Origin of the sequence: Microbacterium sp. ZXX196 (genome assembly GCF_009709595.1) — a bacterium.
Lineage (GTDB): Bacteria > Actinomycetota > Actinomycetes > Actinomycetales > Microbacteriaceae > Microbacterium > Microbacterium excoecariae.
This window is the reverse complement of sequence record NZ_WMEE01000003.1, coordinates 328360-351253: the sequence shown is the minus strand read 5'-3', so window position 1 is coordinate 351253 and position 22894 is coordinate 328360. Positions and strand designations below refer to the sequence as shown.

The following is a 22894-nucleotide window of genomic DNA, read 5'->3' as shown; positions in this document are numbered from 1 at the left end:
GCTCGACGTGGGCGCCGACTTCGCCCGCGCCGGCGCCGTGGACGTCGCCCTCGCGGTGACGGACGAGGCGGCCTCGGCCGTGCCGTCGGCGGGCCAGGCCGGCCCGATCCGCCTCTACCTGCGCGCGCTCTGGCGCGAGCGGGCGGGCGACGCCGCGGGCGCGGTCGAGGAGCGCCGGGCCGCGCGCGCGGCCGACACCGCGCTGGCGTTCCCTGCCGGGCTCGACCAGCACGACGCGCTCGTCGCGGCCCTCGCCGCCGACCCCGACGACGCGGTCGCCGGCGCGCTCTACGGCATGTGGCTGCTGGACGCCGGGCGGATCCGCGACGCGGCCCGGGCGCTCGAGCGCGCGTGCGCGCGCACGGCGGATCCGATCGCCTGGCGCAACCTCGCCGTGGCGCGGGCGCTGTCGGGGGAGCCCGCGTCCGCCGACGCCGCGTTCGCGCGGGCCCTCGCGGCTCGGCCCGACGCGCGCCTCGTGTTCGAGCGGGACGTGCTCGCCGCGGCCGAGGGGGCGGATCCCGCCCTCCGCCTCGCGCGGTTGGAGGAGTTCCCGGGTGCGCTGGGTGCGCGGGACGACCTCGCGCTGCGCCACGTCGAGCTCCTGCTCGCGGCCGGCCGCCTCGACGAGGCGGAGGAGATCCTCGCCTCCCGCCGGTTCCGCCCCTTCGAGGGCGGCGAGGGGCGCGCGATCGCGGCCTTCGACCGGGCCCAGTGCGACCGGGCGGCACGCACGACGGATCCGTCCGCGGACGCGCGCCTCCTCGCGGCCGGGCTCGTCCCGCCCGCCTCGCTCGGCGAGGGCCGGCACCCGGCGGCGCGCCCCGTCGAGCGCCTCGTGCGGTGGGGCGACGCGCTCGCCACGGCGGGCGAGCCGGGCGCGGCGGACGCCTGGCGGCGCGCCGTGGCGCCGGATCCGCTCGCCGTCGGGGAGCGCACCGCGGGCGAGCACACGTTCTGGGAGGGGATCGCGCACCTTCGGCTCGGCGACCCCGACGCCGCGGCCGCCGCCTGGGGGCGCCTCGCCGAGCGCGCCGAGGACCTGCGGCGCGCGGGCGACGCGGTCTCCTACTTCGAGACCTCGCACCCCGAGCTCGCGCCGTTCCCCTCCGACACCGCGCCCGCCCGGGCTCGGGAGGCGGACGCCCTCGACGCGCTCGCCGCGCGCGGCCGGGCGGCGCGCTGAGGTGCCCCGGGCGCGCCCGGTTGACGCGGGCTGCGCGGGCGGTCAGGCTGGCGCCACGCAACGGTCGGGGAGGCGCACGATGACATCGACCGGAGCAGGAGACGCGTGGCGGCCGTGGGTCGTCCTCGTCAGCTCGATCCTCGCGATCGCCGCGGCGTTCGTCGGATCCGGCGTGATCGTCGGCACGCCGATCCAGGACGCGGCGGGCGGGTTCCTCGACTCGGACTCGACGCTCCTCGCCCCCGGCACGGGCGCGTTCCGGATCTGGAGCGTGATCTACACCGGCATGCTCGCGTACGCGGTCTGGCAGGCGCTCCCCGCGCAGCGGACGGATCCGCGCCACCGCGCCCTGGGCTGGTGGGTCACCGCCTCCCTCGTCCTGAATGCCGTGTGGATCCTCGTCGTCCAGGCGGGCCTGCTCGCCCTCAGCCTCGTCGTCATCGCGGCGCTCGTCGCGGTGCTCGGCCGCTCGTTCCAGATCCTGCGCCGGTCCGCGCCGCGCGGTCTCGTCGACACGATCGTCACCGACGGGGCGATCGGCCTCTACCTCGGCTGGGTCATGATCGCGACGGTCGCGAACGCCACCGCCGTCCTCGTCGCGGCGGGCTTTGCGGGCTTCGGCCTCGCCCCGGAGGTGTGGGCCGTCGCGGTCCTCGCGGTGGCCGCCGCGCTCGGCGTACTGCTGGCGGTCCGCGGCCAGGGCCGACTCGCCCCGGCGATCTCGCTCAGCTGGGGGATCGCGTGGATCGCCGTCGCGCGCCTCACGGACGAGCCAGCCTCGGACGTGACGGGCGTCGCGGCGATCGTCGCGTCCGCCGTGGTGGTGGGGATGACACTCGCGGCGCGCGGCGTCGCGGTGGCGCGGGCGTTCGGCGTTCGCCCGACTTGACGGGTGGGATACCCCTGGGGGTATAGTGGGGCACACGCTTTCGATACCCCTAGGGGTATTCCCCGACGAAAGAGGATCCCTCATGTGCCGACCGGCGACCTGCCGCACCTGCGGAAAGACGACCTGGGCGGGCTGCGGCCAGCACGTCGCGCAGGTCAAGCGCACCGTGCCCTCCCGCGAGTGGTGCGGCGGCTCCCACACGCAGGCCGAGATTGACGCGGCCCGGGCCGAGCGAGGAGGCTTCATCTCGCGCCTGTTCGGGCGCTAATCGCGAAAGGACGATGGACGATGGCCACGACGAACCTGACGACCGCGGACTTCTCCGAGACGGTCGGCGAGGGCACGGTCCTCGTGGACTTCTGGGCCGAATGGTGCGGTCCGTGCCGCTCGTTCGCGCCCGTGTACGAGCAGGCCTCCGAGAAGAACCCCGACATTGTCTTCGGCAAGGTCGACACCGAGGCCGAGCAGCAGCTCGCGGGCCAGTTCGGGATCACGTCGATCCCGACTCTCATGGTCTTCCGCGACGGCATCCTCGTGTACGCCCAGCCGGGGGCCCTCCCCGCGCCGCAGCTGGACCAGCTGATCCAGGGCGCGCGCGACCTCGACATGGACGACGTGCGCCGGCAAATCGCCGAGCGCGACGCCGCGCAGACCCCCTGAACCCTTCGAAAGGATCCCCTATGTGCGCACGAATTTCCTGCTCCACCTGCGGTAAGGCCACCTGGACCGGCTGCGGCCAGCACGTCGAGGAGGCCCTCGCGGGCGTCCCCGCCGCCGAGCGCTGCACCTGCGCCTGACGCCCCGCGCGAAGCGCCCTCGACCCCTCGGGTCGGGGGCGCTCTTCTCTGCCCGCCGGGCCCGTGGCGCGGCGAGGGCGCGATGCCGCGCGCCGCCGTCTGTCAGGATGGCGCCATGCGATGGATCCTCGCGGCGCTGGCGCTCGGCGCGGCGGCCACGCTCAGCGGCTGCCAGGGCGCGAACGCGGGATCCGCCGCGATCGAGGTCGCCGCGCCCGCGGGCCTTGCCTGCGGGTAGCGGCGCGCGCCCTACGCGCCGGCGATCTCCGCGCGGCGCGGCGGATTCGCGCCGGCGCGCGACACGGTGATCGCGGCGCACGAGAGCGCGAGACCGAGGGCCGCCTCGAGCGCCCGATCGTCCACCCGCGCGGACGATTCCGTCACACCCGCCTCGACAAGGCCGGCGATCAGCCCGGACATGAACGCGTCGCCCGCGCCGATCGTGTCGGCGACCGCGGCGGGGAGCGCGGGGAGGTCCACGATGTCCGTCGTGTCCCGCCGCGCCGCGACCACCCCGTCGGCGCCGCGCGTGACGACGGCGAGGGCGGCGCCCCCGTCCGCGATGCGGCGGGCGACGTCCGCCGGATCCTCGCCCGGCCAGAGCCAGGCCGCGTCCTCGTCGCTGAGCTTCACGACGTGGGCCGCGGTCAGGAAGGCCTGCACCTGCCGCAGCGTGCGCCGGGTGTGCGGCACGAGCGCGGGGCGGATGTTCGGGTCGAAGGTGCGGAGGGTTTCGGGCGGCGCCTCCGCGAACAGCGCGCGCACCGCCTCGGCGCCGGGGGAGAGGACGGCCGCGAGGGATCCGGTGTGGAGGGCTCCCGCCGCGGCCGCGGGAAGCGTGCCGACGCGCCCGTCGATGTCGAAGGCGTAGGTGGCGGATCCGTCCTCGGCGAGCGTCGCCTCGGCCGTGGAGGTGCGCGCGCCCGGATCCACGCTGCCCTCGGAGAGCGCGACGCCGCTGTCGTCGAGGTGCGCGCGCACGAGCGCGCCCCGCGGATCCGTCCCGAGGTGCGTCGCAAGGGTCGTCGCGAGGCCCAGGCGGGCGAGACCCACGGCGACGTTGAGGGGCGATCCGCCCGGCGTCTCGCGCCCATCGACGATGTCGACCAGCGCCTCCCCGACCACGAGGCAGTGCGTGTCGGCCACGATGAGCTCCGTCCTGCGCGCCCTCGCCGTCGAGGCCCCGCGGTACGAGCGTAGTGCGGGCGGCGGCGGGGTGCGACGGATCGACAAGAGTCAGCGCTCGCCGTACAGTTCATCGGGTGCTGACCATTGCTTCCCGCCTCGACGCGATGAACCGCCTCGGCCGCGCGATGGCCGACCCGACGCGCTCGCGGATCCTCCTGACGCTCATCGACGGGCCGGGGTACCCCGCGGAGCTGTCGCGCGAGCTCGGCCTGACGCGCCCGAACGTGTCCAACCACCTGGCGTGTCTGCGCGCGTGCGGCATCGTCGTCGCCGAGCCTGAGGGACGGCAGACCCGCTACGAGATCGCGGATCCGCACCTCACCGCGGCGCTCGGCGCACTCGTCGACGTGACGCTGGCGGTGGACGAGAGCGCCCCGTGCATCGATCCGCGCTGCGCGGTGCCCGGCTGCTGCGACGCGGGGGAGGGGGCGTGACCGCGCCGGCGCTTGCCGTCGCGCGGCGCGACGTGCTGCGCCGGCGGATCCGCATCGTCGTGGCGATCACGATCGTCTGGAACGTGATCGAGGCGATCGTCGCGCTGGCTGCTGGTGCCGCTGCCTCGTCGGCCGCGCTCGTCGGGTTCGGCCTGGACTCCGTCGTCGAGGTGCTCTCCGCCGCCGCGGTCGCGTGGCAGTTCGCCGCGCCCGACCCCGAGAAGCGCGAGAAGGTCGCGCTCCGGGTCATTGCGGTGTCGTTCTTCGGCCTCGCCGCGTACGTGACGGTGGACGCGGTGGCGTCGTTGGTCGGGCTGCGCGCGGCGGAGCATTCCCCGGTCGGCATCGCGATCGCGGCGGCGAGCCTTGTCGTGATGCCGTTCCTCAGCTGGTTCGAGCGCCGGACCGGGCGGGAGCTGGGGTCGGCGTCCGCGGTCGCGGACTCGAAGCAGACGCTGATCTGCACCTACCTCTCGGCGGCGCTCCTCGTGGGGCTGCTGCTCAACGCGCTGCTCGGCTGGGCCTGGGCCGACGCGGTGGCGGCGCTCGCGATCGCGGTGTTCGCCGTGCGCGAGGGCGTCGAGGCGTGGCGCGGCGACGCGTGCTGCGCCACCCCGGTCGGCGCGCTGACGGGGAAGGCGGATCCGTCCGCGTGCGAGGACGGCTGCTGCGCCAGCGGGCGCTGACGCGTCCTTCGGTATGCGGGGCGGGCGGCAACGACGAAACCCCCGCGATCCCAGTGTTTCCAAGGGTTCTGCGGGGGTTTCGGATGGCGGTGACGGTGGGATTTGAACCCACGGTAGGGGGTTACCCTACACAACATTTCGAGTGTTGCACCTTCGGCCGCTCGGACACGTCACCGAGATCGAGTTTACGGATAGGTGACGCGGCCGCCAAATCCGACGGCTGGGGATCCGCTGGCAGCCTCAGTCTCGCCGCGCGCGGAGGAACGCCGCGATCTCCTCGGTGCGCGCGCGGTCGATCGGGAGCGCGGATCCGTCGACGCGCGAGATCGGAACCGCGCCGCGCACGCTCGACGCGAGCCACGCGGCGTCCGCCGAGGCCAGGTCCGCGCGGGTGAGCCGGGCGTAGGTGGTCTCGAGCCCCGCGGCCTCCGCCCAGCGGAACATCGCCCGCTGCGTCGTGCCGTGCAGGGCGCCGAGGCGCGGATCCGGGGTCACGAGGGCGGATCCGCGCAGCACGACGAGCGAGGAGGTGGGCGCCTCGAGGAGGAGGCCGTCGCTCGTCGCCCACAGCATGTCGCCCGCGCCGCGGCGGTGCGCCTCCCGGATCGCCGCCATGTTCTGCGCGTAGGACAGGGTCTTCGCGCCGATGAGCGCCCACGGCTCGCGCTCCGCGTAGTCGCTCGCGAACCCCCGGTCGGCCGTGACGACCGCGATCCCCTCGGCGCGGAGCGGCGCGGTGTCGGCCGCGTCGGCGAGCACCGCCCACGCGGACGGCGCCGCGCGATCCATCCCGCCCCGCGTCACGACGAGCTTCAGCCACGCGTCGCCCGTGGCGCGAGCGGCGATCTTGCGGCAGATCTCGGCGAGGGCGGGTAGATCCGGAGCCGGCAGCTCCAGCATCGCGAGGCTGTCGCGCAGGCGCTCGAGGTGATCCCGGACGGCCTGGGGCGCGCCGCCCACGACGCCGAAGGTCTCAAAGGCGCCGTCCCCGCGTTCGGCCGCCGCGTCCATGACGGAGATCGTCGGCGCGTCGACCGGCTGCGCGACGAGGTCCGGGGCGGCGGACCCGGCGGCGGGATACGGGAAGCGGAACGTGACGGCGGCCATGGGGCTCCTTCGTGAGGGGTGACGCCAGCATGGCCCACGCGCCTGAGGCCCCCGACGAAGCGGGGGCCTCAGGCGCGTCGCGGTCGGCTCAGATGTCCTCGCCCTCGGCCGGCGCGCCGTTGCGCTCAAACCAGACGGGGCGGCCGTCGAACAGGTCGGCGTCGGTGTCGTAGATGGTCTCGTTCACGATCTCTCCTTCGTTGGATGAGTGCGGATCCGTGCGGCTCGGCGGCCCCGGCCCCGGCGGCCGGGGCGGGGTCCTCCGTGACCCGCACCACGATCATGTCGCGGTGCGGGGGAGTGGCGGGAGGCGGATCCGCGAGAAAGATTCGCGGAACTTGCGAAAAAGCGGGCCTCTGGGCGCCGATGGTATCGCCGCCCAGAGGCCCGTCGGGGACCATTTGCGATTCGGGAGCGTCAGCGCCCCTCGCGCGGGGCGATCTCGTCGACGAGGGCCTCGACGCGCGCGCGGATCTCGTCCCGGATGGGGCGCACGGCGTCGAGGCCCTGGCCGGCGGGGTCGTCGAGCTCCCAGTCCTCGTAGCGCTTGCCCGGGAAGATTGGGCAGGCGTCGCCGCAGCCCATCGTGATGACGACGTCCGACTCGCGCACCGCGTCGGTCGTGAGCACCTTCGGCGTGCGGCCCGCGATGTCGATGCCCACCTCGCTCATCGCCTCGACGGCGACGGGGTTGATCGCGTCCTTGGGCGCGCTGCCGGCGGAGAGGACCTCGACGCGATCGCCCGCGAGGTGCTCGAGCCATCCGGCCGCCATCTGCGAGCGGCCTGCGTTGTGGACGCAGACGAACAGGACGGTGGGGGTGTCGGTCATGTATTGAAGAGTATCAATATCGACTAGCGTCAATGTATGGTGTCATCGCTTCCCGTGATCGCGCCCGCCGACGCCGGCGCGACCTGTTGCTCCTCGCTTGTGCGGGATCCGCTCTGCGCCGAGGACGCCGTTCACCTGGCCCGGCGGCTCAAGGCGCTCGCCGACCCGACGCGCCTGCGGCTGATCTCGATCGTCGCGGCCTCCGCGGGGCAAGAGGCGTGCGTGTGCGACCTCACGGATCCGGTCGGCCTCAGCCAGCCCACCGTGTCGCATCACCTCAAGGTGCTGGCGGAGGCCGGGTTCCTGTCCCGCTCGCAGCGCGGGACCTGGGCGTACTACGCGCTCGTGCCGGGCGCGCTCGAGAGCGTCCGCGCGGTGCTGGCGCCGTGACGGTCGCGACCCCGGACGCGCCCGCGGTGCAGCCAGACGCCCTCTCCCTGCCGCGCGAGGCGACGGCCGAGTTCGTCGGATCCGCCCTGTTGGCGGCGATCGTCATCGGATCCGGGATCATGGCCTCCCGCCTGTCCGTTGACCCCGGGCTGCAGCTACTGGAGAACGCCCTCGCCACCGCGCTCGGGGTCGGCGTGCTCATCGCGATGTTCGCGCCGGCCTCGGGCGCGCACTTCAACCCGGTCGTCACGCTCGCCGACGCGTCGCTCGGCTCGCGGAGCTGGCGGCAGGTGGCGGCCTACGTGCCCGCCCAGATCGCGGGATGCGTCGCCGGCGCCGTGCTGGCGAACGCGATGTTCGGGCTGCCCGCCGTGTCGTGGGCGTCGACGGATCGCGTGGCGCCGGGGAACCTCCTCAGCGAGGGCGTCGCGACCGCGGGGCTCGTCGCGGTGATCTTCCTGCTCGTGCGCACGGGCCGCGGCGCGCTCGCGGCGCCCGCCGTCGGGGCCTACATCGGTGCGGCGTACTGGTTCACGGCGTCGACGAGCTTCGCGAATCCCGCGATCACGATCGGCCGCATGTTCAGCGACACCTTCGCGGGGATCGCGCCCGGATCCGTCCTGCCCTTCCTCGCGGCGCAGGTGCTCGGCGCCGCGCTGGGCCTCGGCCTGGCCGTGTGGCTCGCGCCGCGCCGCGCCTAAGCGCGCTCCCGCGACACGACGAAGGGCCGCCCCGGCGGGACGGCCCTTCGTCGTGTGCGGTCAGTAGCGCAGGTCGAACCGGTCGTTCTCCATGACCTTGACCCATGCGGCGACGAAGTCGCGCACGAACTTCTCGCCCGCGTCGTCCGAGGCGTACACCTCGGCCAGCGCGCGCAGCTCGCTGTTCGAGCCGAACACGAGGTCCGCGCGGCTCGCCGTGCGGCCCGTGTTGCTCGTGAACGTCTGCTCGTCGGCCGCGGGCGTCCAGCTCACGCCGAGCTCGAGCAGGTTGACGAAGAAGTCGTTCGTGAGGGCGCCGGGGCGGTCGGTCAGGACGCCGAGGTCGGATCCGTCCCAGTTGTTGCCGAGGACGCGGAGGCCGCCGACGAGCGCCGTCATCTGCGGCGCGCTCACGCCCAGGTGGTTCGCGCGGTCGAGGAGCAGGTACTCGCTCGGGAGCTTCACGAAGCCGCTGTCGTAGTTGCGGAACCCGTCCGCGACCGGCTCCAGCCAGGCGAACTGCGTCAGATCGGTCTGCTCCTGCGTCGCGTCGACGCGGCCCGGGGTGAAGGGCACCTCGACCTCGATGCCGGCGGCCCCCGCCGCCTGCTCGACGCCCACGCCGCCCGCGAGCACCACGACGTCGGCGAAGCTCAGGCCCGACGCGTCGGCGATCTCCTCGAGCTTCGCGAGCACGGGGCGCAGCTCGTCGGGGCGGTTGACCTTCCAGCTCACCTGCGGCTCGAGGCGGATGCGCCCGCCGTTCGCGCCGCCGCGCTTATCGGAGCTGCGGAACGTCGCGGCGGCCTTCCACGCCGTCGAGACGAGCTGCGAGACCGAGAGGCCGGATGAGGCGATGAGTTCCTTCGCCGTGGCGATGGCCGCGTCGTCGGTCGCGGCGGTCGCGGCGGGCAGCGGATCCTGCCAGGCGAAGTCCTCGGCCGGGACTTCGGGTCCGAGGTAGCGCACCTTCGGTCCCATGTCGCGGTGGGTCAGCTTGAACCAGGCGCGCGCGAAGGCGTCGGTGAACGCCTTCTGGTCGTCGCGGAAGCGGCGCGAGATCGCGTCGAACTCCGGGTCCATGCGCAGCGCGAGGTCGGTCGTGAACATGCGCGGCTCGCGCTTGTCGTCCGAGTGGGCCATCGGCACCATGTCGGCGCCGCCGCCGTCCTTCGGGCGCCACTGCTGCGCGCCGGCGGGGGAGGAGAACAGCTCCCACTCGTAGGCGTAGAGGATGTGGAAGAACTCGTTGTCCCAGCGGGTGGGGTGGTACGTCCAGGTGACCTCGAGGCCCGAGGTCACGGCGTCGGCGCCCACTCCGGTGCCGTAGCCGTTCTTCCAGCCGAGGCCTTGCGCCTCGAGCGGCGCGGCCTCCGGGTCCGGGCCCAGCTTGTCGTCGGGGTGCGCGCCGTGCGCCTTGCCGAAGGTGTGGCCGCCCGCGATGAGCGCGACGGTCTCCTCGTTGTCCATGCCCATGCGGCGGAAGGTCTCGCGGATGTCGACGGCGGCCTTCAGCGGATCCGGCTCGCCGTTCGGGCCCTCCGGGTTGACGTAGATGAGGCCCATCTGGACGGCGGCGAGCGGCGCCTCGAGGTCGCGCTGACCCGTGTAGCGCTCGTCGTCGAGCCAGACCTTCTCGGGGCCCCAGTAGATGTCGTCGTCGGCCTCCCACACGTCGGCGCGGCCGCCGCCGAAGCCGAGCGTCGGAAAGCCCATCGTCTCGAGCGCGACGTTGCCGGCGAGGATCATGAGGTCGGCCCAGGAGATCTTCTGGCCGTACTTCTTCTTGACGGGCCACAGCAGGCGGCGCGCCTTGTCGAGGCTGACGTTGTCGGGCCACGAGTTCAGCGGCGCGAACCGCTGCTGGCCGGCGCCGGCGCCGCCGCGGCCGTCGTGCGAGCGGTAGGTGCCCGCGGAGTGCCACGCCATGCGGATCATGAACGGGCCGTAGTGGCCGAAGTCGGCGGGCCAGAACGCGTGCGACGTCGTCATGACCTCGGCGAGGTCGGCCTTCACTGCGGCGAGGTCGACGCTCTGGAACGCCGCGGTGTAGTCGAACTCCTCGCCCAGCGGGTTCGCGACGGCGGGGTTCTTCGCGAGGATCTTGAGGTTGAGCTTGTTCGGCCACCACTCGCTGTTGGCGCTACCCATCGTGGGGTGGATCCGGGGGCTCTCCTGCGGCTCGTCCTGGCTGAAGTGTCCCGCGACGGTCGTCGGCTCGTGGGCCTCGGGGTCGCCGGATCCGTATCCGAAGGGACAGGTGCCGTTGCTGTCGGTCATGCTCGCCTTTCGACGCAAAAATCGGGGCGGGGTTCACCCAAAGAATTGAATGACTCAAATGTAGCGCACGCGGCGGGCGAGCGCGAAGCCAAGGATGCGGCGTGTGTCGCACCCTGCCACCGACCCCCGACATCGCGCTTTCGTAGGGTGGGGGCATGGACGATCTGCCCGCGCTGCTCGACGAGGCGCGCGCCCGGCTCGACGGGGTCCCGCGCGTGCGCCTGGGCCTCGGGCGCGAGGCGCGGCGGCTGGCGCGGGTCTTCGGCGGGCGCCCCGTCGTCGAGCCCGTCGCGTCCGCCTGGCATCTCGGCGTACTGCTCGTCGGAGACGAGAAGCTCTGGGCCACGGGCGACATCGTGCGGGCGGCGGAGGAGGTGCGCCGCGGCTACACGGCCGAGTCGCAGCGCGTGCGGGCGTCGATCCGGGCGATGGCGTTTCGGGGCGGGTTCGCCGAGGGCGAGGTGTGCCACATCGACTGGCGCGAGCTCGACGTCGCGGCCATCGCGCGGGGCGGATCCGCGGATCCGCTGTCCTGGGACGCGGGTCGACTCCTCGTCGCCTGGTCGCCCGCGGGCTTCCGCACCCCGCTCGCGGCGTACCTGGACGAGCGGATCCGCCTCGCCGGCGGCTCCTGAGCACATTGCGCCGCCGCGCCCGGGAGGGCGCGCCCCCGCGAGGCACTTCTGACATGTCGGTGGTTCTTGCGTACCCTTTTGACACGGTCCGCGTTCGCGGCGCCGGCGAACGCGCCACCCGGGGGAGAGATGACGACAGCGCCCGCAATTCCCGAGCGCGAGCAGTGGACGGGGCAGGTGGGGTTCATCCTGTCCGCCATCGGGTCCGCCGTCGGCCTCGGCAACATCTGGCGCTTCCCCGGCGTCGCGTACGAGTCGGGCGGGGGCGCGTTCCTCATCCCGTATCTCGTCGCCCTCGTGACGGCGGGGATCCCGATCCTCTTCCTCGACTACGCGATCGGCCACCGGTTCCGCGGATCCGCCCCGCTCGCCCTCCGGCGCCTCGCGGGCAAGCTCGGCGAGGGGCTCGGGTGGTTTCAGGTCGCGATCACCGCCGTGATCGGCCTCTATTACACGGCCGTGCTCGCCTGGGCGGCGAGCTACTTCGTGTTCTCGTGGGACCTCAGGTGGGGCGACGACCCGACGGGGTTCTTCGTGGGCGACTATCTCGGCGTCGCCGCCGAGCCGTTCACGCTCGACGTCGTCCCGAGCGTCATGATCCCGCTCGTCGTGATGTGGATCGTGACGCTGTGGATCCTCGGCGCCGGCGTCGTGCGCGGCATCCAGCGCGCGAACGTCGTCATCATTCCGCTCCTCGTGGTCGCCTTCCTCGTCCTCGTGATCCGCGCACTGTTCCTCCCGGGCGCGATCGACGGGCTCAACGAGTTCTTCACGCCGGACTTCGCCGCGCTCGCGGATCCGAGCGTGTGGATCGCGGCGTACAGCCAGATCTTCTTCTCGCTGTCGGTGGCCTTCGGCATCATGATCACCTACGCGTCGTACCGCAAGCGGCGCTCGAACCTCACGGGCGCGGGGCTCGTGGTCGCCTTCGGCAACTCCTCGTTCGAGCTGCTCGCGGGCATCGCCGTGTTCTCGACGCTCGGTTTCTTCGCGTTCCAGCAGGGCGTCGCGATCGGCGACCTGGAGGGCCTGACCGGCGTGGGCCTCGCTTTCATGACCTTCCCCGCGATCGTCTCCGAGATCCCGGGCGGCGAGTGGGTCGGGTCGCTCTTCTTCGGATCGCTGACGCTCGCGGGGCTGACCTCGCTCATCTCCGTGCTCGAGGTCGTTATCGCGGCGATGCGCGACAAGTTCGACCTGACGCGCGCGCAGGCGGTCTACGGCATCGGCGGCGTCATCGCGGCGCTGTCGCTCGTGCTGTTCGGCACCACGTCGGGGCTGACTGCGCTCGACACGATCGACAACTGGGCCAACAACATCGGCATCGTCTCCTCGGCGATCGCCATGACGATCATCGTCGTGTGGGTCCGGCGCTCAGGCGGCGAGCTGGCTCGCCATCTGAGCGCTGTCTCGACGTTCCGCGTCGGCCCGACGTGGCTCGCGTTCACAGGCATCCTCGCGCCGGCGGTGCTCGCGTACATGCTCGTGACGAAGATCATCGATCTCGTCCTCAACGGTTACGGGGGCTACCCCGGCTGGTACCTCGGCGTCGCCGGGTGGGGCGCCGTCGGCATCATGGTGGTCGCGGCCTTCGTGCTCCCGCAGCTGCGCTGGCGCCGGGATCCGGATCACTTCGAGGCGTGGCCGAGCGCCGGGCAGCTCGCGCGGAAGGGGGGCGCCCGATGAGCGCCATCGCGATCGTCTTCTTCGTGATCGCCGCCGTGCTCGTGTGGGGCGGGCTCGTCGCGGCCGTGCTGGCCCTCGCCGCGCGGCCGGAGGTCGCGTCGTACCCCGAGGGCGGGGAGCAGGACGGGCCGGGAGCTTCTTAGCGCGACGAGCGCGCGGTCCGGCCGCGGGTGATCGCAACGAACGCCTGCACGTCGTCGTCGTCGCACGCGCGGAGCCACGCGAGCACCACGGCGGATCCGTCCACGCCCTCGAGCGGGCGGAACGTCGCGTCGCGGCGGTGGTGCAGGCGCGCGAGCGACATCGGCATCACCGCGATCCCGACGCCGGAGGCCGCGGTCGCGACGGCGTCCTCCGTGGTCGGCAGCGGCGCGAATGCGGCCGGGGTCGTCGGGAGGCCGGCGGGCTCGAACGCCTCGTCGCGGGAGCGGATGAGCACCTCGCCGGCGAGGTCGGACGCGACGAGCGTGTCGGCGGCGGCGAGGGACGACTCGGCGGACATCACGACCACCGGCACCTCGTCGTAGAGGCGCACGACGTGCAGGTCGTCCTCCGCGAGCGGCCCCCGGCAGATGCACGCGTCCACGCGCCGGTCGCGGAGGGCCGCCACCTGATCGACGAGCGCCACGGACTCCAGCACGAGGCGCTGCTGCGGGCGTTGTTCGCGCCACCGTTCGATCCACTTGCCCGGGGTCGCGCCCGGGATCGCGCCGAGACGGAAGGGCGCGGGCGCGGGCGCGGGGCGCGGGGCCGTATCGCGGGCGGGCGCCACGCGCTGCTGCCGCCTGCCGGGGGGATTCCTGCGCGCCATCACCCCAGCCTACGGTCGTGACGAGGCGTGACGTGCGCGCGCGGCGTCGGAGGTCCCCGTTACGCTCGCGGGAGGAGAGGAATTCGATGCCGCACTTCGATCTGCCGCTCGCCGCGCTGCGCGAGCACCGTTCCACCGTTCAGGCGCCCGACGACTTCGCGGAGTTCTGGGCCAGTACCCTCGAGGGCGCCCGCGCCGCCGGGGGCGAGACCTACGCGCGGCCGGTGGACAACGGGCTCGCGCTCGTCGAGACCCACGACGTCACGTTCGCGGGGTTCGCGGGCGACCCGATCTCCGCCTGGCTCCACGTCCCGGCCGGGCGCGAGCCGGCCGGCGTCGTCGTGGAGTTCCTCGGATACTCGGGCGGGCGCGGCTACGCGCACCAGCAGTCGGAGTGGGTGCTCGCCGGGTACGCGCACCTGCTGGTCGACACGCGCGGTCAGGGTTACGCGCACGGCAAGCCGGGCGCGACGGCGGATCCGCACGGATCCGATCCCGCCGCCCCCGGGCACCTCACCCGCGGCATCTCCTCGCCGGAGACGCACTACTACCGCCGCGTGTTCACCGACGCGGCGCGCGCGGTCGACGTCGCGCACGAGCTCATGCCCGGCCTCCCCGTCGTCGTGGCGGGGATCAGCCAGGGCGGCGGGATCGCGATCGCCGCGGCCGCTCTGGGGGAGGGCGTCGCGGCGGCGCTCGTGGACGTGCCGTTCCTCTGCGACTTCCCGCGGGCCACGTCGATCACCGACCGCGCGCCCTACGCCGAGATCGTCACTTATCTCGCCGCGCACCGCGACCGCGTCGACGACGTGTTCCGCACGCTGAGCTACGTCGACGGGGTGAACCTGGCGCGCTTGGCGGATGTGCCCGCGCTGTTTTCGGTCGGTCTCATGGACGCGACGTGCCCGCCGTCGACGGTGTTCGGCGCGTACGACGCGTGGGCCGGCGCCGACAAGGACATCGCGGTGTACCCCTACAACGATCACGAGGGCGGCGGCCCGCTGCACCGCCGGGTGCAGCTCGACTGGCTGCGCGATCGCCTGTCTGCATGATGACGCCGCCCGCCCCGTGTGGGGCGGGCGGCGGGGAAAAATCGGTCAGGCGGCCAATCGGAAGCCGCGCAGGTCGGTCGCGACGCGTTCGCCATCGCGAATGCTCTCGTCGTCCCCGATGAGGGATCCGCCCGCGATCTGGGCCCCGGACCCGACGTGCACGCGCACGCCGATCTTGGCCTTCGCGCCGATGGCCGCGTCGGGGCCGATGTGCGCGTTCGCGTCGATGACGGCGCCCTGGCCGATCACGGCGCCCGGTTCGATCCAGGCCCCGGCGCCGATGCGCGCGCCGTCGAGCACCCGTGCGCGGGGCTCGATGTACGCCCCCGCCTCGACGCGCGCCGTCGCGGCGACCTTCGCGCCGTGCGCGACGAGCCCGCGGCCGTTCGCGTGCTTGCGGTAACGCAGCACGTCTCCGTCATCGCTTTCAATGTCGACGTAGTTCTTACCCACAGTGCCCTTCCGCGTTGTTCGGTTTCTGGTCGGACATCGGGGACAACCGCGATGTTTCTGCAGTTATTCCCGCGAATGGAATACGGCCATCGTGCGCGCGTCGATGAGGCGCCGGCTGGAGGGAACCTATGCCCCGCCTGTGAGCGGAGGACCCGCGCGCGGCGCGGCGGCGGCGGCGCACGTCGCGGGGGGCCGCGAATGTCGGGGGCCCGCGCTACCGTCGGCGTGTGCCCAGGACATCGCTCTCCGCCCCCGAGGCCCGCCGGATCGCGCTCGCCGCGCAGGGTCTCGGATCCGCGCGCGCGACGGATCCGGGGCCGCGGTCGATCGCCGCGACCATTCGCCGAATGGGCGTGCTCCAGATCGACTCGGTTAACGTGTTCGCCCGCTCGCACTATCTGCCGCTCTACTCGCGTCTCGGCGCGTACGAGCCGGCCGCGCTGGACCGCCTCGTGATGCGGCGCGCGACGCCCGCGCGCCCGGCGCGCTTTGTCGAGTACCTCGCGCACGAGGCCGCGTTCATGCCGGTCGAGGACTGGCCGCTCTGGGGGTTTCGGCGACGCGAGGTGCGCGATCGCGCGGGGCGCTGGGGCGGCTGGGCGGCCGATCCGGGCAACGCGAGCGTCGTCGACCGCGTCCGGGCCGAGCTCGCCGACCGCGGCCCGCTGCGGCCCGCCGAGGTCGAATCGGTCGGCCGCGCGGCGCGTGGCGGTCCGTGGTGGGACTGGGATCACGTCAAGCGCGCGTTGGAGTTCCTCTGGGCATCGGGCGAGGTGGCGATCGCGGGAAGGCAGGGCTTCGAGCGCGTGTACGCGCTCGCCGAGCAGGTGCTACCGAGCGAGGTCATCGGGCGCGACGCACCGTACGACGTGTCCGTGCGCGAGCTGGTGCTCCGCGCGGCCCGGGCCTCGGGCGTCGCGACGATCGCCGACCTGAACGACTACTTCCGCCTTCGCGACCAGCGCGCCGTGAAGGTCGCGGTCGCCGAGCTCGTCGACGCCGGCGAGCTGTCGCCCGTGGCGGTCGAGGGGTGGGCCGATCAGGCGGGGCGGCCGCTTCCGGCATGGATCCACCGCTCGGCGCGCCTGCCCCGGGCGATCGACCGCGCGGTCGTCCTCACTCCCTTCGATCCCGTCGTGTGGTTCCGCGACCGGGCGGAGCGCCTCTTCGACTTCCACTATCGGATCGAGATCTACGTGCCGCAGGCGCAGCGGCGCTTCGGGTATTACTCGCTGCCGGTGCTCGTCGATGACCGGGTGGTGGGGCGCGTCGACCTGAAGGCTGACCGCGCGGCCTCGGCCCTCCGCGTCCAGTCCGCGTGGTGGGAGCCGCACGCGGCGGGCGGCCACGCCGCCGAGCGGATCGCCGACGAGCTCCGCCGCGCGGCCGACTGGCAGGGCCTCGAGCGGGTCACCGTCTCGCGGTGGGGCGACGCGACCGACCACCTCGCGGCCGCGCTCGCCGCCGAGCGCCACGCCCACCCCCGGGAGAGCGGGCGGTGACGCGGGGTCAGCCCGCGACGCCCGTGAGCGGATCCACGGGCCCGGCGCTCACGCCGTGGGCCGTGGCGACCGGGTAGCCCTCGCGCTTCCAGTACTCGAAGCCCCCGATCATGAGCTTGACGGGGTACCCGAGCTCCGCGAACGCGAGCGCGGCTTTGTCGCCGCCGTTGCACCCCGGGCTCCAGCAGTAGACGACGACCGCCGTCCCCGCAGGAATCTCGCTCGTGGCGCGCTCCGCGATCTCGCGCGTCGGAAGGTGGACGGCGCCCTCGGCGTGGCCCTGATCCCAGGCGGCGCGGGAGCGCGTGTCGACGAGGACGAACGCCTCGCCCGCGCGCTGTGCCGCGTAGGTGTCGGCGGGGTCGGTCTCGACCTCGAGCTTGGCGCGGAAGTGGGCGGCGGCATCGATCATGGCGCGAGCATATCGAGACCGTGCCCGTCTGGACGACGGGTTCAGGGGACGGGCTGGCACACGGGGCACCAGAACGCGCGGCGCTCCTCGCCGGGCCGTGCGCCGAGATCCGTGCGCCGGACCAGGGCGCCGCAGCGCCGGCACGGCTGCCCCTCGCGCCCGTACACCCAGTGCCGTTCGCCCTGCCGGTTCGCTCCCGTGAACGTGCGACGCGTGCGGCCGACGTTCGCGCGCAGAGCCCGCGCGCCGAGGTCGACGAGGGCCGCCGCGTCGACGTCGACCATCGGCGTGGTCGGCGAGACGCCGCGGAGAAAGAGAAGCTCGCTCGCGTACACGTTGCCGAAACCCGCGACGTTGCGCTGGTCGAGGAGGGCGACGTGCGCGGCCCGCTCGTCGCGCTCGAGCCGGCGGATGGCCTCCCCGGGATCCCAGGCGGGACCGAGCGGATCCGGCCCGAGGTGGCCGATCGCGTCGTCCTCGCGCGCGGTCTCGAGGAGCTCGACGATGCCGAGCTCGAAGCCGACGGCCTCCTGAGACGCGGTCGCCAGGATCGCCCGCGCCTGGAACGCGGGGCGGCGCCACCGGGACCCTGCGGGGTGCACGTGCCACTCGCCCTCCATCTTCAGGTGCGTGTGCAGGGTGACGTCGCCGAGCGTGTGGAGGAGGTGCTTGCCGACCGCGCGCACGCGCTCGACCGTGCGGCCGGAGAGGTCGGCCGTCGCGGCGCGGGGGACGCGCACCTCGCCGCGCACGAGCACGTCGCCCGCGAGCGCGTCGTGCAGGCGCCGAGCGGCGCGGTGGGCGGTGTCTCCCTCGGGCACGCCTACCTCCGCGTCTCGCGCCGGAGGGACAGCCCCTTGGTCGCCTCCACGAATCCCGCGGCGCGCAGGTGGTGCGCGAGGGGGGAGCCGTAGACGAACTCGCCGTTGACCTTTTCGACGGTCAGGGTCTCGAACGCGTGCCGGCGCGCGGCTTCCGCGAGCCCGGCGGTGGCCGCCTGGCGGGCGTCCTCGTCCGCCGTGAACGCCAGGACGGTGCGCCCGCCGCGCTCGAGGTAGAGCGTGAGAGCGCCGTCGACGAGCACGACGAGGCCGCCGGGCTTGCGCCCGGGCCGGTGGGTGACCTCGTCGAGCGCGGGCCACGGCAGCGCGGCGCCGTAGGGATTGGCGGGGTCGGTCGCGGCGAGGACGCGCGCCGCCCGCGGCGCAGGATCGGGCAGCCCGCCGAAGGTGCGCAGTCGGTCGATCGTGGCGGACGCGGCGAACTGCGCCGCGCCGAGCCCCTCGATGACGTAGCCGCGGCGGCAGTGCCCCGCGTCCTCGAACTGCGCGAGCGTGCGGTACACCTGCGCGAAGCCGCCCGGGGCGCCCTCGTTCTGCACGGATCCGCGCGTGACGACGCCGTAGCGATCGAGCAGGAGCGACGCGCGTGCGGCCGCGCGCACGGTGTCGTCTGCGTCGGGCGAGGCGAGGAGGGACCAGCGCCCGCCGAGCGACGCGGGGCGGGGCGCGGATCCGCCGGGGCGCGAGAAGGACACGCCCCGGAACGTGCGGGTGCGCGGGGCGCGCCGGGCGACCTTGTGGCTCTGGGAACCGCCGGACAGCAACGCGCGGACGGGGGCGAAGGTGTCGTTCGTGACGCGCGACGCCCACACGAGCCGCCAGAGCGCCTCCGTCACGGCGGCCTCCGAGACCCCCGCGGCCTCGGGAGGCGCGACGCCCTCGCGCACCATGTCGGCCACCTGTGCGGCGAAGTAGGCCCCGCCGCGGGCGAGGGCGGCGAGGATTCGCGCGTCGAGACCGTCGGTGCTCGCGAGGTCGGCGGGCGCCTGCAGAGTGACGGGCACGAGGTCGGCGGGGTGGAGGGCGATCCAGCCGTCCCGGCCGGAGATCGCGCCGTGGCCCGACCAGACCACCTCGCCCGTCGCGGTGAGCTCGTCGAGCAGCCCCGGCGCGTAGTCGCGTACGCGGCTTGGGAGCACGAGCGACTCCCAGGCGCTCGCGGGGATCGGCACGCCCGCGAGCTGCTCGACCACCTGGAGCACGCCGTCGATGCCCTCGAGCGGGCGGTCGAGGTGGTGCCACGACGGGAGGAATCGGGCGAAGGCGTCGGGGGGAACGGGCTCGACGGATCCGCGCAGCGCGGCGAGCGAGCGGATCCGGATCCGCCGCAGCGCGCCGCTGTCGCACCACTCCGGTTCGTCGCCGAGCGACGCCCCCGCGCCGTCGGGCAGGAAGAACCCGCTGACGGCGCGGCCCGCGGTCTCCAGACGCTGCAACGCGTGCCGGGCGACCGCCTGACCGACGCCGAGGCGGGTCGCGAGGGCGGCGGCGGGGAAGGGGCCGTGCGTGCGGGCGTAGCGGCTGACGAGGTCGCCGAGCGGGTCGGCCACCGGCTCCGTGAACGCGGTCGGAACGCCCACGGGCAGGGCTGTCCCGAGGGCGTCGCGCAGGCGGCCCGCGTCCTCGATCGCGGCGACGCGCTCCTCGCCGCCCATGTGGACGCGAATCGCGCGCCGCGCGCGAACCAGCTCGTCGAGGTGCGCCGCGGCGACCTCGGGCGAGGCGGCCCCGGGGTCGTCGGGCTGCGTCTCCCCGTCGTCGGCCTCCGCCGAGGCCGGTCTGGGGTCGGCGCGCGCCGCCTCGTCGCCGTCGGTGCCCGCGCGGGGACCGGTCGCGGACGGTTGCCGCGGGGCGTCGAGCCGCTCCGCCACCTCCGACGCGGTCAGTGGGCCGAGCAGGCGCAGCAGGTCGGCGACGCCCTCGATGCCGCGCGCCCGTCGCCCCGGCGCGAGGCGTTGCACCTCGCGCTCGAACTGCGCGATCACGGCCGGGTCGAGCAGCTCGCGCATCTCGACGCGGCCCAGGAGCTCGCCCAGGAGAGCCGGGTCCACGGAGAGCGCGGCGGCCCGGCGTTCGGCAAGGGGCGAGTCGCCCTCGTACATGAACGCGCCGACGTATCCGAAGAGCAGGTCGCGGGCGTAGGGCGACGGCTGGGCGGGCTCGCTCTCGACGAGGCGGATGCCGCGGCCCGCGATGCCGCGCGCGACGCGCAGGAGCGCGGGCAGGTCGTAGACGTCCTGCAGGACCTCGCGCAGCGTCTCGAGGATGACGGGGAACGTCGGGTGGCTGCGGGCCACCTCGAGGAGGGCGGCCGAGCGCTGGCGCTGCTGCCACAGGGGCATGCGCTTGCCGGGGTTGAGGCGCGGCATGAGGAGGGCGCGCGCGGCGCACTCGCGGAATCGGGAGGCGAACAGCGCGGATCCGCCGACCTCGTCTGTGACGATTTGCTCGAGCTCGTCGGGGTCGAAGGCGAACAGCTCGGCGCCCGGCGGGTCGGTCTCGGCGTCCGGGATCCGTGCGACGATGCCGTCGTCGCTCGCCACGGCGGATCCGTCCACGCCGAGGCGCTCGCGGATGCGCGCGTTCACGGCGAGCGCCCACGGCGCGTGCACGTGCATGCCGTAGGGGGAATGGAGGATGATCCGCCAGTCGCCCACCTCGTCGCGGCCCCGCTCGACCGTCAGGGTCGTGTCGGTGGGGAGGGATCCGGTGGCCTCGCGCTGCTCGGCGAGGAGGGCGAGGAGATTCGCGCGCGCGTTCTCGTCGAGGCCCGCGCTCGCGAGGCGGGCATGCGCCTCGGCGGCCGGCGCGGCCGCGACCTCGCGGACCATGCGCCCGAGCGCCTCGCCCAGCTCGGCGGGCCGCCCGAGACCGTCGCCGGTCCAGAACGGCACGCGCCCGGGCTGGCCGAAGGCGGGAGCGACATTGACGCGATCGTGGGTGATCTCGACGATCCGCCAGCTCGTCGTGCCGAGCGTGAACACGTCGCCCACGCGCGATTCGTAGACCATCTCCTCGTCGAGCTCGCCGACGCGCGCGTTCTGCGTCTCGCCCGCGACGAAGACGCCGAACAGCCCTCGATCGGGGATTGTGCCCCCGCTGGTGACCGCCAGTCGCTGCGTCCCCGGGCGCCCCTCGAAGACGCCGCGGTCGCGGTCCCACACGATCCGGGGGCGCAGCTCCGCGAATTCGTCGGACGGGTACCGCCCGGCCAGGAGATCGAGGGTCGCCTCGAAGGCGCTGCGGGGGAGGGCGCGAAACGGCGCGCTCCGCCGGACTAACGCGAACCAGTCCTCGACGTCGACCGCGTCGAGGGCGGACGCCGCGACGGTCTGCTGGGCGAGGATGTCGAGGGGGTTTTGCGGGACGGCGATCGCCTCGATCTGGCCCGCGAGCATGCGCTCGGTCACGATGGCCGTGTGGAGCACGTCGCCGCGATGCTTGGGGAAGAGGTCGGCGCGGCTGATCTCGCCGACCTGGTGGCCCGCGCGCCCGACGCGCTGGAGCCCGCTCGCGGCGCTCGGCGGCGCCTCGACCTGGATGACGAGGTCGACGGCGCCCATGTCGATGCCGAGCTCGAGGCTGCTCGTCGCGACGACGCAGCGCAGCGCGCCCGACTTCAGTTCCTCCTCGACGATGGCCCGCTGATCCTTCGACACGGATCCGTGGTGCGCCTTGGCGAGCACGGGCGCGACGCCGGAGGCCTGGCCCGACTGCGCGATCATCTGCGCGGGCATCGTGGGCTCGGGGGTGGCGAGCCCGAGCCGCTCGGCGTGGATTTCGTTCAGGCGCCCCGTGAGGCGCTCGGCGAGGCGGCGAGAGTTCGCGAACACGATGGTCGATCGGTGCGCGAGCACGCGGTCGACGATCGCCTCCTCGACGTGCGGCCACACGGATCCCGTGACCTCGACGTTCTCGGCGGGAGGCATGTCGTCCGCTCCCGGCGTGCCCTCCCAGAAGCGGTCGTCGGCGGGGGAGACGGGATCGTCGGAGGGGCCCGGTGCGTTCGACGTGCGCGCCTCGGGCGCGGGCGGGTTTTGCATGTCCTCGATCGGGACGCGCACGCGGAGGTCGAAGGTCTTCGCGGCGGGCGGCGCGACGATGTCGACCGGCGCGGATCCGCCGAGGAACCGCGCGACCTCGTCGATCGGGCGCACGGTCGCGGACAGGCCGATGCGCTGCGCGGGGCGCTCCAGCAGGGCGTCGAGGCGCTCGAGGGAGACCGCGAGGTGCGCGCCCCGCTTGGACGCGGCGACCGCGTGCACCTCGTCCACGATGACGGTGTGCACCTCGCGCAGAGTCTCGCGGGCGTTCGAGGTGAGCATGAGGTAGAGCGACTCGGGCGTGGTGATGAGCACGTCGGGCGGCTGTCGCACGAGACGCTGGCGGGCCGACGAGGGGGTGTCGCCCGATCGCACGCCGACCTGCACGGCGGGCGGCTCGACGCCGAGCCGGCGCGCGGCCTGCGAGATCCCCACGAGGGGCGACTGTAGGTTGCGCTCGACATCGACCCCGAGCGCCTTCAGCGGCGAGACGTAGAGGATCTTCGTCCGGGTCTTCGCCGAACGCGGGCGCTCCCGCGCTTCGAGCCCCGGGAGGGGCCCGCCCGACGTGCCCTCGCGGAACAGGCGGTCGATCGCCCAGAGGAAGGCGGACAGCGTCTTGCCGGACCCCGTGGGCGCCACGACGAGCGCGTGCCGCCCCTGCGAGATGGCGTTCCACGCGCCCTCCTGCGCGGGCGTCGGGGCGCGGAAGGCAGCCCGGAACCACTCGCGCGTCGGGGCGCTGAAGCGGTCGAGGACGTCCATGGATCCATCCTGCCCGTCCCCACCGACATCGGGCCCGCCCCGGCCCGGCTCCCGACACAACGCAGTCAATCCGACGCCGGCGTCCCGAGCGCGGCCCTTTCTCGCCCCGCTCCCGACACAACGCAGTCAATCCTTCGGTCGTGGGAGCCCGTCATGCGGATCCGCCCGCCTCGCCCTGAATTTTGACTGCGTTGTGTTGGGGGT

General features: G+C 73.9%; 22 protein-coding genes, 1 tRNA gene and 1 pseudogene. 14 read left to right on the top strand and 10 right to left on the bottom strand.

Going from position 1 to position 22894, the window contains the following annotated elements; all coding sequences use genetic code 11:
- The 5 genes and pseudogenes from GJQ66_RS14070 to GJQ66_RS15185 all read left to right on the top strand — a co-directional run.
- Positions 1 to 1186: pseudogene (locus GJQ66_RS14070) on the top strand (DUF5107 domain-containing protein); the annotation flags it as partial.
- Positions 1187 to 1265: 79 nt separating this feature from the next.
- Entirely contained in the window at positions 1266 to 2075 is an 810-nt protein-coding gene (locus GJQ66_RS05075; RefSeq protein ID WP_155048223.1) for a TspO/MBR family protein, read from the top strand.
- A gap of 82 nt (positions 2076 to 2157) precedes the next feature.
- Positions 2158 to 2343, top strand: a complete 186-nt coding sequence (locus GJQ66_RS05070) for a hypothetical protein (protein WP_155048222.1) — start codon at positions 2158 to 2160, stop codon at positions 2341 to 2343.
- A 20-nt stretch (positions 2344 to 2363) separates the two neighbouring features.
- Complete coding sequence (gene trxA / locus GJQ66_RS05065) at positions 2364 to 2735, top strand: thioredoxin (protein ID WP_155048221.1); 372 nt, start codon at positions 2364 to 2366, stop codon at positions 2733 to 2735.
- A gap of 252 nt (positions 2736 to 2987) precedes the next feature.
- On the top strand, positions 2988 to 3110 hold the full coding sequence (locus GJQ66_RS15185) for a hypothetical protein (protein WP_268866061.1): 123 nt from the start codon (positions 2988 to 2990) through the stop codon (positions 3108 to 3110).
- Between the two features lie 11 nt (positions 3111 to 3121).
- Here the strand turns inward: GJQ66_RS15185 and GJQ66_RS05060 are convergent, their stop codons facing one another.
- Positions 3122 to 4018: a PfkB family carbohydrate kinase gene (locus tag GJQ66_RS05060; protein ID WP_368732680.1), complete on the bottom strand. Its 897-nt coding sequence runs from the start codon at positions 4016 to 4018 to the stop codon at positions 3122 to 3124.
- Positions 4019 to 4134: 116 nt separating this feature from the next.
- Between GJQ66_RS05060 and GJQ66_RS05055 the strand changes: the two genes are divergently transcribed.
- Both GJQ66_RS05055 and GJQ66_RS05050 read left to right on the top strand, forming a co-directional pair.
- Positions 4135 to 4494: an ArsR/SmtB family transcription factor gene (locus tag GJQ66_RS05055; RefSeq protein ID WP_368732679.1), complete on the top strand. Its 360-nt coding sequence runs from the start codon at positions 4135 to 4137 to the stop codon at positions 4492 to 4494.
- Positions 4491 to 5180 (top strand): cation transporter, encoded by a 690-nt coding sequence (locus GJQ66_RS05050; protein WP_368732678.1) that lies wholly within the window; start codon positions 4491 to 4493, stop codon positions 5178 to 5180. Before GJQ66_RS05055 ends, GJQ66_RS05050 begins: the two co-directional genes overlap by 4 nt.
- Positions 5181 to 5264: 84 nt before the next feature.
- Here GJQ66_RS05050 and GJQ66_RS05045 read toward each other — a convergent pair.
- The 3 genes from GJQ66_RS05045 to GJQ66_RS05035 form a co-directional block, all read right to left on the bottom strand.
- Positions 5265 to 5355 (bottom strand) — tRNA-Ser (locus tag GJQ66_RS05045).
- A 65-nt stretch (positions 5356 to 5420) separates the two neighbouring features.
- Positions 5421 to 6287: an aminotransferase class IV gene (locus GJQ66_RS05040; RefSeq protein WP_155048219.1), complete on the bottom strand. Its 867-nt coding sequence runs from the start codon at positions 6285 to 6287 to the stop codon at positions 5421 to 5423.
- Positions 6288 to 6704: 417 nt separating this feature from the next.
- Positions 6705 to 7118 (bottom strand): arsenate reductase ArsC, encoded by a 414-nt coding sequence (locus GJQ66_RS05035; protein ID WP_155048218.1) that lies wholly within the window; start codon positions 7116 to 7118, stop codon positions 6705 to 6707.
- Between the two features lie 36 nt (positions 7119 to 7154).
- On the opposite strand from GJQ66_RS05035, the gene GJQ66_RS05030 reads away from it, so the two are divergent.
- On the top strand, positions 7155 to 7508 hold the full coding sequence (locus GJQ66_RS05030; protein WP_155048217.1) for a metalloregulator ArsR/SmtB family transcription factor: 354 nt from the start codon (positions 7155 to 7157) through the stop codon (positions 7506 to 7508).
- The gene (locus GJQ66_RS05025; RefSeq protein WP_368732677.1) at positions 7505 to 8209 is read left to right on the top strand and encodes an aquaporin; all 705 of its coding nucleotides are present in this window, start codon (positions 7505 to 7507) and stop codon (positions 8207 to 8209) included. Before GJQ66_RS05030 ends, GJQ66_RS05025 begins: the two co-directional genes overlap by 4 nt.
- A gap of 60 nt (positions 8210 to 8269) precedes the next feature.
- Here the strand turns inward: GJQ66_RS05025 and katG are convergent, their stop codons facing one another.
- On the bottom strand, positions 8270 to 10489 hold the full coding sequence (katG, locus tag GJQ66_RS05020; RefSeq protein ID WP_155048216.1) for a catalase/peroxidase HPI: 2220 nt from the start codon (positions 10487 to 10489) through the stop codon (positions 8270 to 8272).
- Between the two features lie 155 nt (positions 10490 to 10644).
- Between katG and GJQ66_RS05015 the strand changes: the two genes are divergently transcribed.
- The 3 genes from GJQ66_RS05015 (at position 10645) to GJQ66_RS05005 (ending at position 12953) form a co-directional block, all read left to right on the top strand.
- Complete coding sequence (locus GJQ66_RS05015) at positions 10645 to 11124, top strand: glutaminase (RefSeq protein ID WP_155048215.1); 480 nt, start codon at positions 10645 to 10647, stop codon at positions 11122 to 11124.
- Positions 11125 to 11253: 129 nt separating this feature from the next.
- A complete protein-coding gene (locus tag GJQ66_RS05010) occupies positions 11254 to 12810 on the top strand; it encodes a sodium-dependent transporter (RefSeq protein WP_155048214.1) in 1557 nt (518 codons plus the stop codon).
- Positions 12807 to 12953 carry a methionine/alanine import family NSS transporter small subunit gene (locus GJQ66_RS05005; RefSeq protein WP_155048213.1) on the top strand — a complete coding sequence of 49 codons (147 nt, stop codon included), beginning with the start codon at positions 12807 to 12809 and terminating at the stop codon, positions 12951 to 12953. The genes GJQ66_RS05010 and GJQ66_RS05005 overlap by 4 nt, the downstream gene beginning before the upstream one ends.
- Here GJQ66_RS05005 and GJQ66_RS05000 read toward each other — a convergent pair.
- Positions 12950 to 13621 carry a LysR family substrate-binding domain-containing protein gene (locus tag GJQ66_RS05000; RefSeq protein ID WP_155048212.1) on the bottom strand — a complete coding sequence of 224 codons (672 nt, stop codon included), beginning with the start codon at positions 13619 to 13621 and terminating at the stop codon, positions 12950 to 12952. The genes GJQ66_RS05005 and GJQ66_RS05000 overlap by 4 nt on opposite strands.
- Before the next feature lie 86 nt (positions 13622 to 13707).
- Here GJQ66_RS05000 and GJQ66_RS04995 point away from each other — a divergent pair, with 86 nt between their 5' ends.
- Positions 13708 to 14673, top strand: a complete 966-nt coding sequence (locus GJQ66_RS04995) for an acetylxylan esterase (protein ID WP_155048211.1) — start codon at positions 13708 to 13710, stop codon at positions 14671 to 14673.
- 45 nt (positions 14674 to 14718) lie between these two features.
- On the opposite strand, the gene GJQ66_RS04990 is transcribed toward GJQ66_RS04995, so the two are convergent.
- Complete coding sequence (locus GJQ66_RS04990) at positions 14719 to 15126, bottom strand: DapH/DapD/GlmU-related protein (RefSeq protein WP_166314222.1); 408 nt, start codon at positions 15124 to 15126, stop codon at positions 14719 to 14721.
- A 227-nt stretch (positions 15127 to 15353) separates the two neighbouring features.
- On the opposite strand from GJQ66_RS04990, the gene GJQ66_RS04985 reads away from it, so the two are divergent.
- Positions 15354 to 16628 carry a winged helix-turn-helix domain-containing protein gene (locus GJQ66_RS04985; RefSeq protein ID WP_368732676.1) on the top strand — a complete coding sequence of 425 codons (1275 nt, stop codon included), beginning with the start codon at positions 15354 to 15356 and terminating at the stop codon, positions 16626 to 16628.
- 7 nt (positions 16629 to 16635) lie between these two features.
- Here GJQ66_RS04985 and GJQ66_RS04980 read toward each other — a convergent pair whose 3' ends face one another.
- From GJQ66_RS04980 to GJQ66_RS04970, 3 genes are read right to left on the bottom strand one after another with little or no spacing between them, the layout of a single operon-like run.
- On the bottom strand, positions 16636 to 17040 hold the full coding sequence (locus tag GJQ66_RS04980) for a rhodanese-like domain-containing protein (RefSeq protein WP_155048209.1): 405 nt from the start codon (positions 17038 to 17040) through the stop codon (positions 16636 to 16638).
- 41 nt (positions 17041 to 17081) lie between these two features.
- Complete coding sequence (locus GJQ66_RS04975) at positions 17082 to 17861, bottom strand: DNA-formamidopyrimidine glycosylase family protein (protein ID WP_368732675.1); 780 nt, start codon at positions 17859 to 17861, stop codon at positions 17082 to 17084.
- A 2-nt stretch (positions 17862 to 17863) separates the two neighbouring features.
- Positions 17864 to 22690 (bottom strand): DEAD/DEAH box helicase, encoded by a 4827-nt coding sequence (locus GJQ66_RS04970; protein ID WP_155048208.1) that lies wholly within the window; start codon positions 22688 to 22690, stop codon positions 17864 to 17866.
- Between the last annotated feature and the right edge of the window lie 204 nt (positions 22691 to 22894).

Coding starts and splice junctions, on each gene's coding strand:
- GJQ66_RS05075 (WP_155048223.1), top strand. CDS start 1,266: ATGACATCGACCGGAGCAGGAGACGCGTGGCGGCCGTGGGTCGTCCTC.
- GJQ66_RS05070 (WP_155048222.1), top strand. CDS start 2,158: ATGTGCCGACCGGCGACCTGCCGCACCTGCGGAAAGACGACCTGGGCG.
- trxA (WP_155048221.1), top strand. CDS start 2,364: ATGGCCACGACGAACCTGACGACCGCGGACTTCTCCGAGACGGTCGGC.
- GJQ66_RS15185 (WP_268866061.1), top strand. CDS start 2,988: ATGCGATGGATCCTCGCGGCGCTGGCGCTCGGCGCGGCGGCCACGCTC.
- GJQ66_RS05040 (WP_155048219.1), bottom strand. CDS start 6,287: ATGGCCGCCGTCACGTTCCGCTTCCCGTATCCCGCCGCCGGGTCCGCC.
- GJQ66_RS05035 (WP_155048218.1), bottom strand. CDS start 7,118: ATGACCGACACCCCCACCGTCCTGTTCGTCTGCGTCCACAACGCAGGC.
- GJQ66_RS05030 (WP_155048217.1), top strand. CDS start 7,155: ATGGTGTCATCGCTTCCCGTGATCGCGCCCGCCGACGCCGGCGCGACC.
- katG (WP_155048216.1), bottom strand. CDS start 10,489: ATGACCGACAGCAACGGCACCTGTCCCTTCGGATACGGATCCGGCGAC.
- GJQ66_RS05015 (WP_155048215.1), top strand. CDS start 10,645: ATGGACGATCTGCCCGCGCTGCTCGACGAGGCGCGCGCCCGGCTCGAC.
- GJQ66_RS05010 (WP_155048214.1), top strand. CDS start 11,254: ATGACGACAGCGCCCGCAATTCCCGAGCGCGAGCAGTGGACGGGGCAG.
- GJQ66_RS05005 (WP_155048213.1), top strand. CDS start 12,807: ATGAGCGCCATCGCGATCGTCTTCTTCGTGATCGCCGCCGTGCTCGTG.
- GJQ66_RS05000 (WP_155048212.1), bottom strand. CDS start 13,621: ATGGCGCGCAGGAATCCCCCCGGCAGGCGGCAGCAGCGCGTGGCGCCC.
- GJQ66_RS04995 (WP_155048211.1), top strand. CDS start 13,708: ATGCCGCACTTCGATCTGCCGCTCGCCGCGCTGCGCGAGCACCGTTCC.
- GJQ66_RS04980 (WP_155048209.1), bottom strand. CDS start 17,040: ATGATCGATGCCGCCGCCCACTTCCGCGCCAAGCTCGAGGTCGAGACC.
- GJQ66_RS04970 (WP_155048208.1), bottom strand. CDS start 22,690: ATGGACGTCCTCGACCGCTTCAGCGCCCCGACGCGCGAGTGGTTCCGG.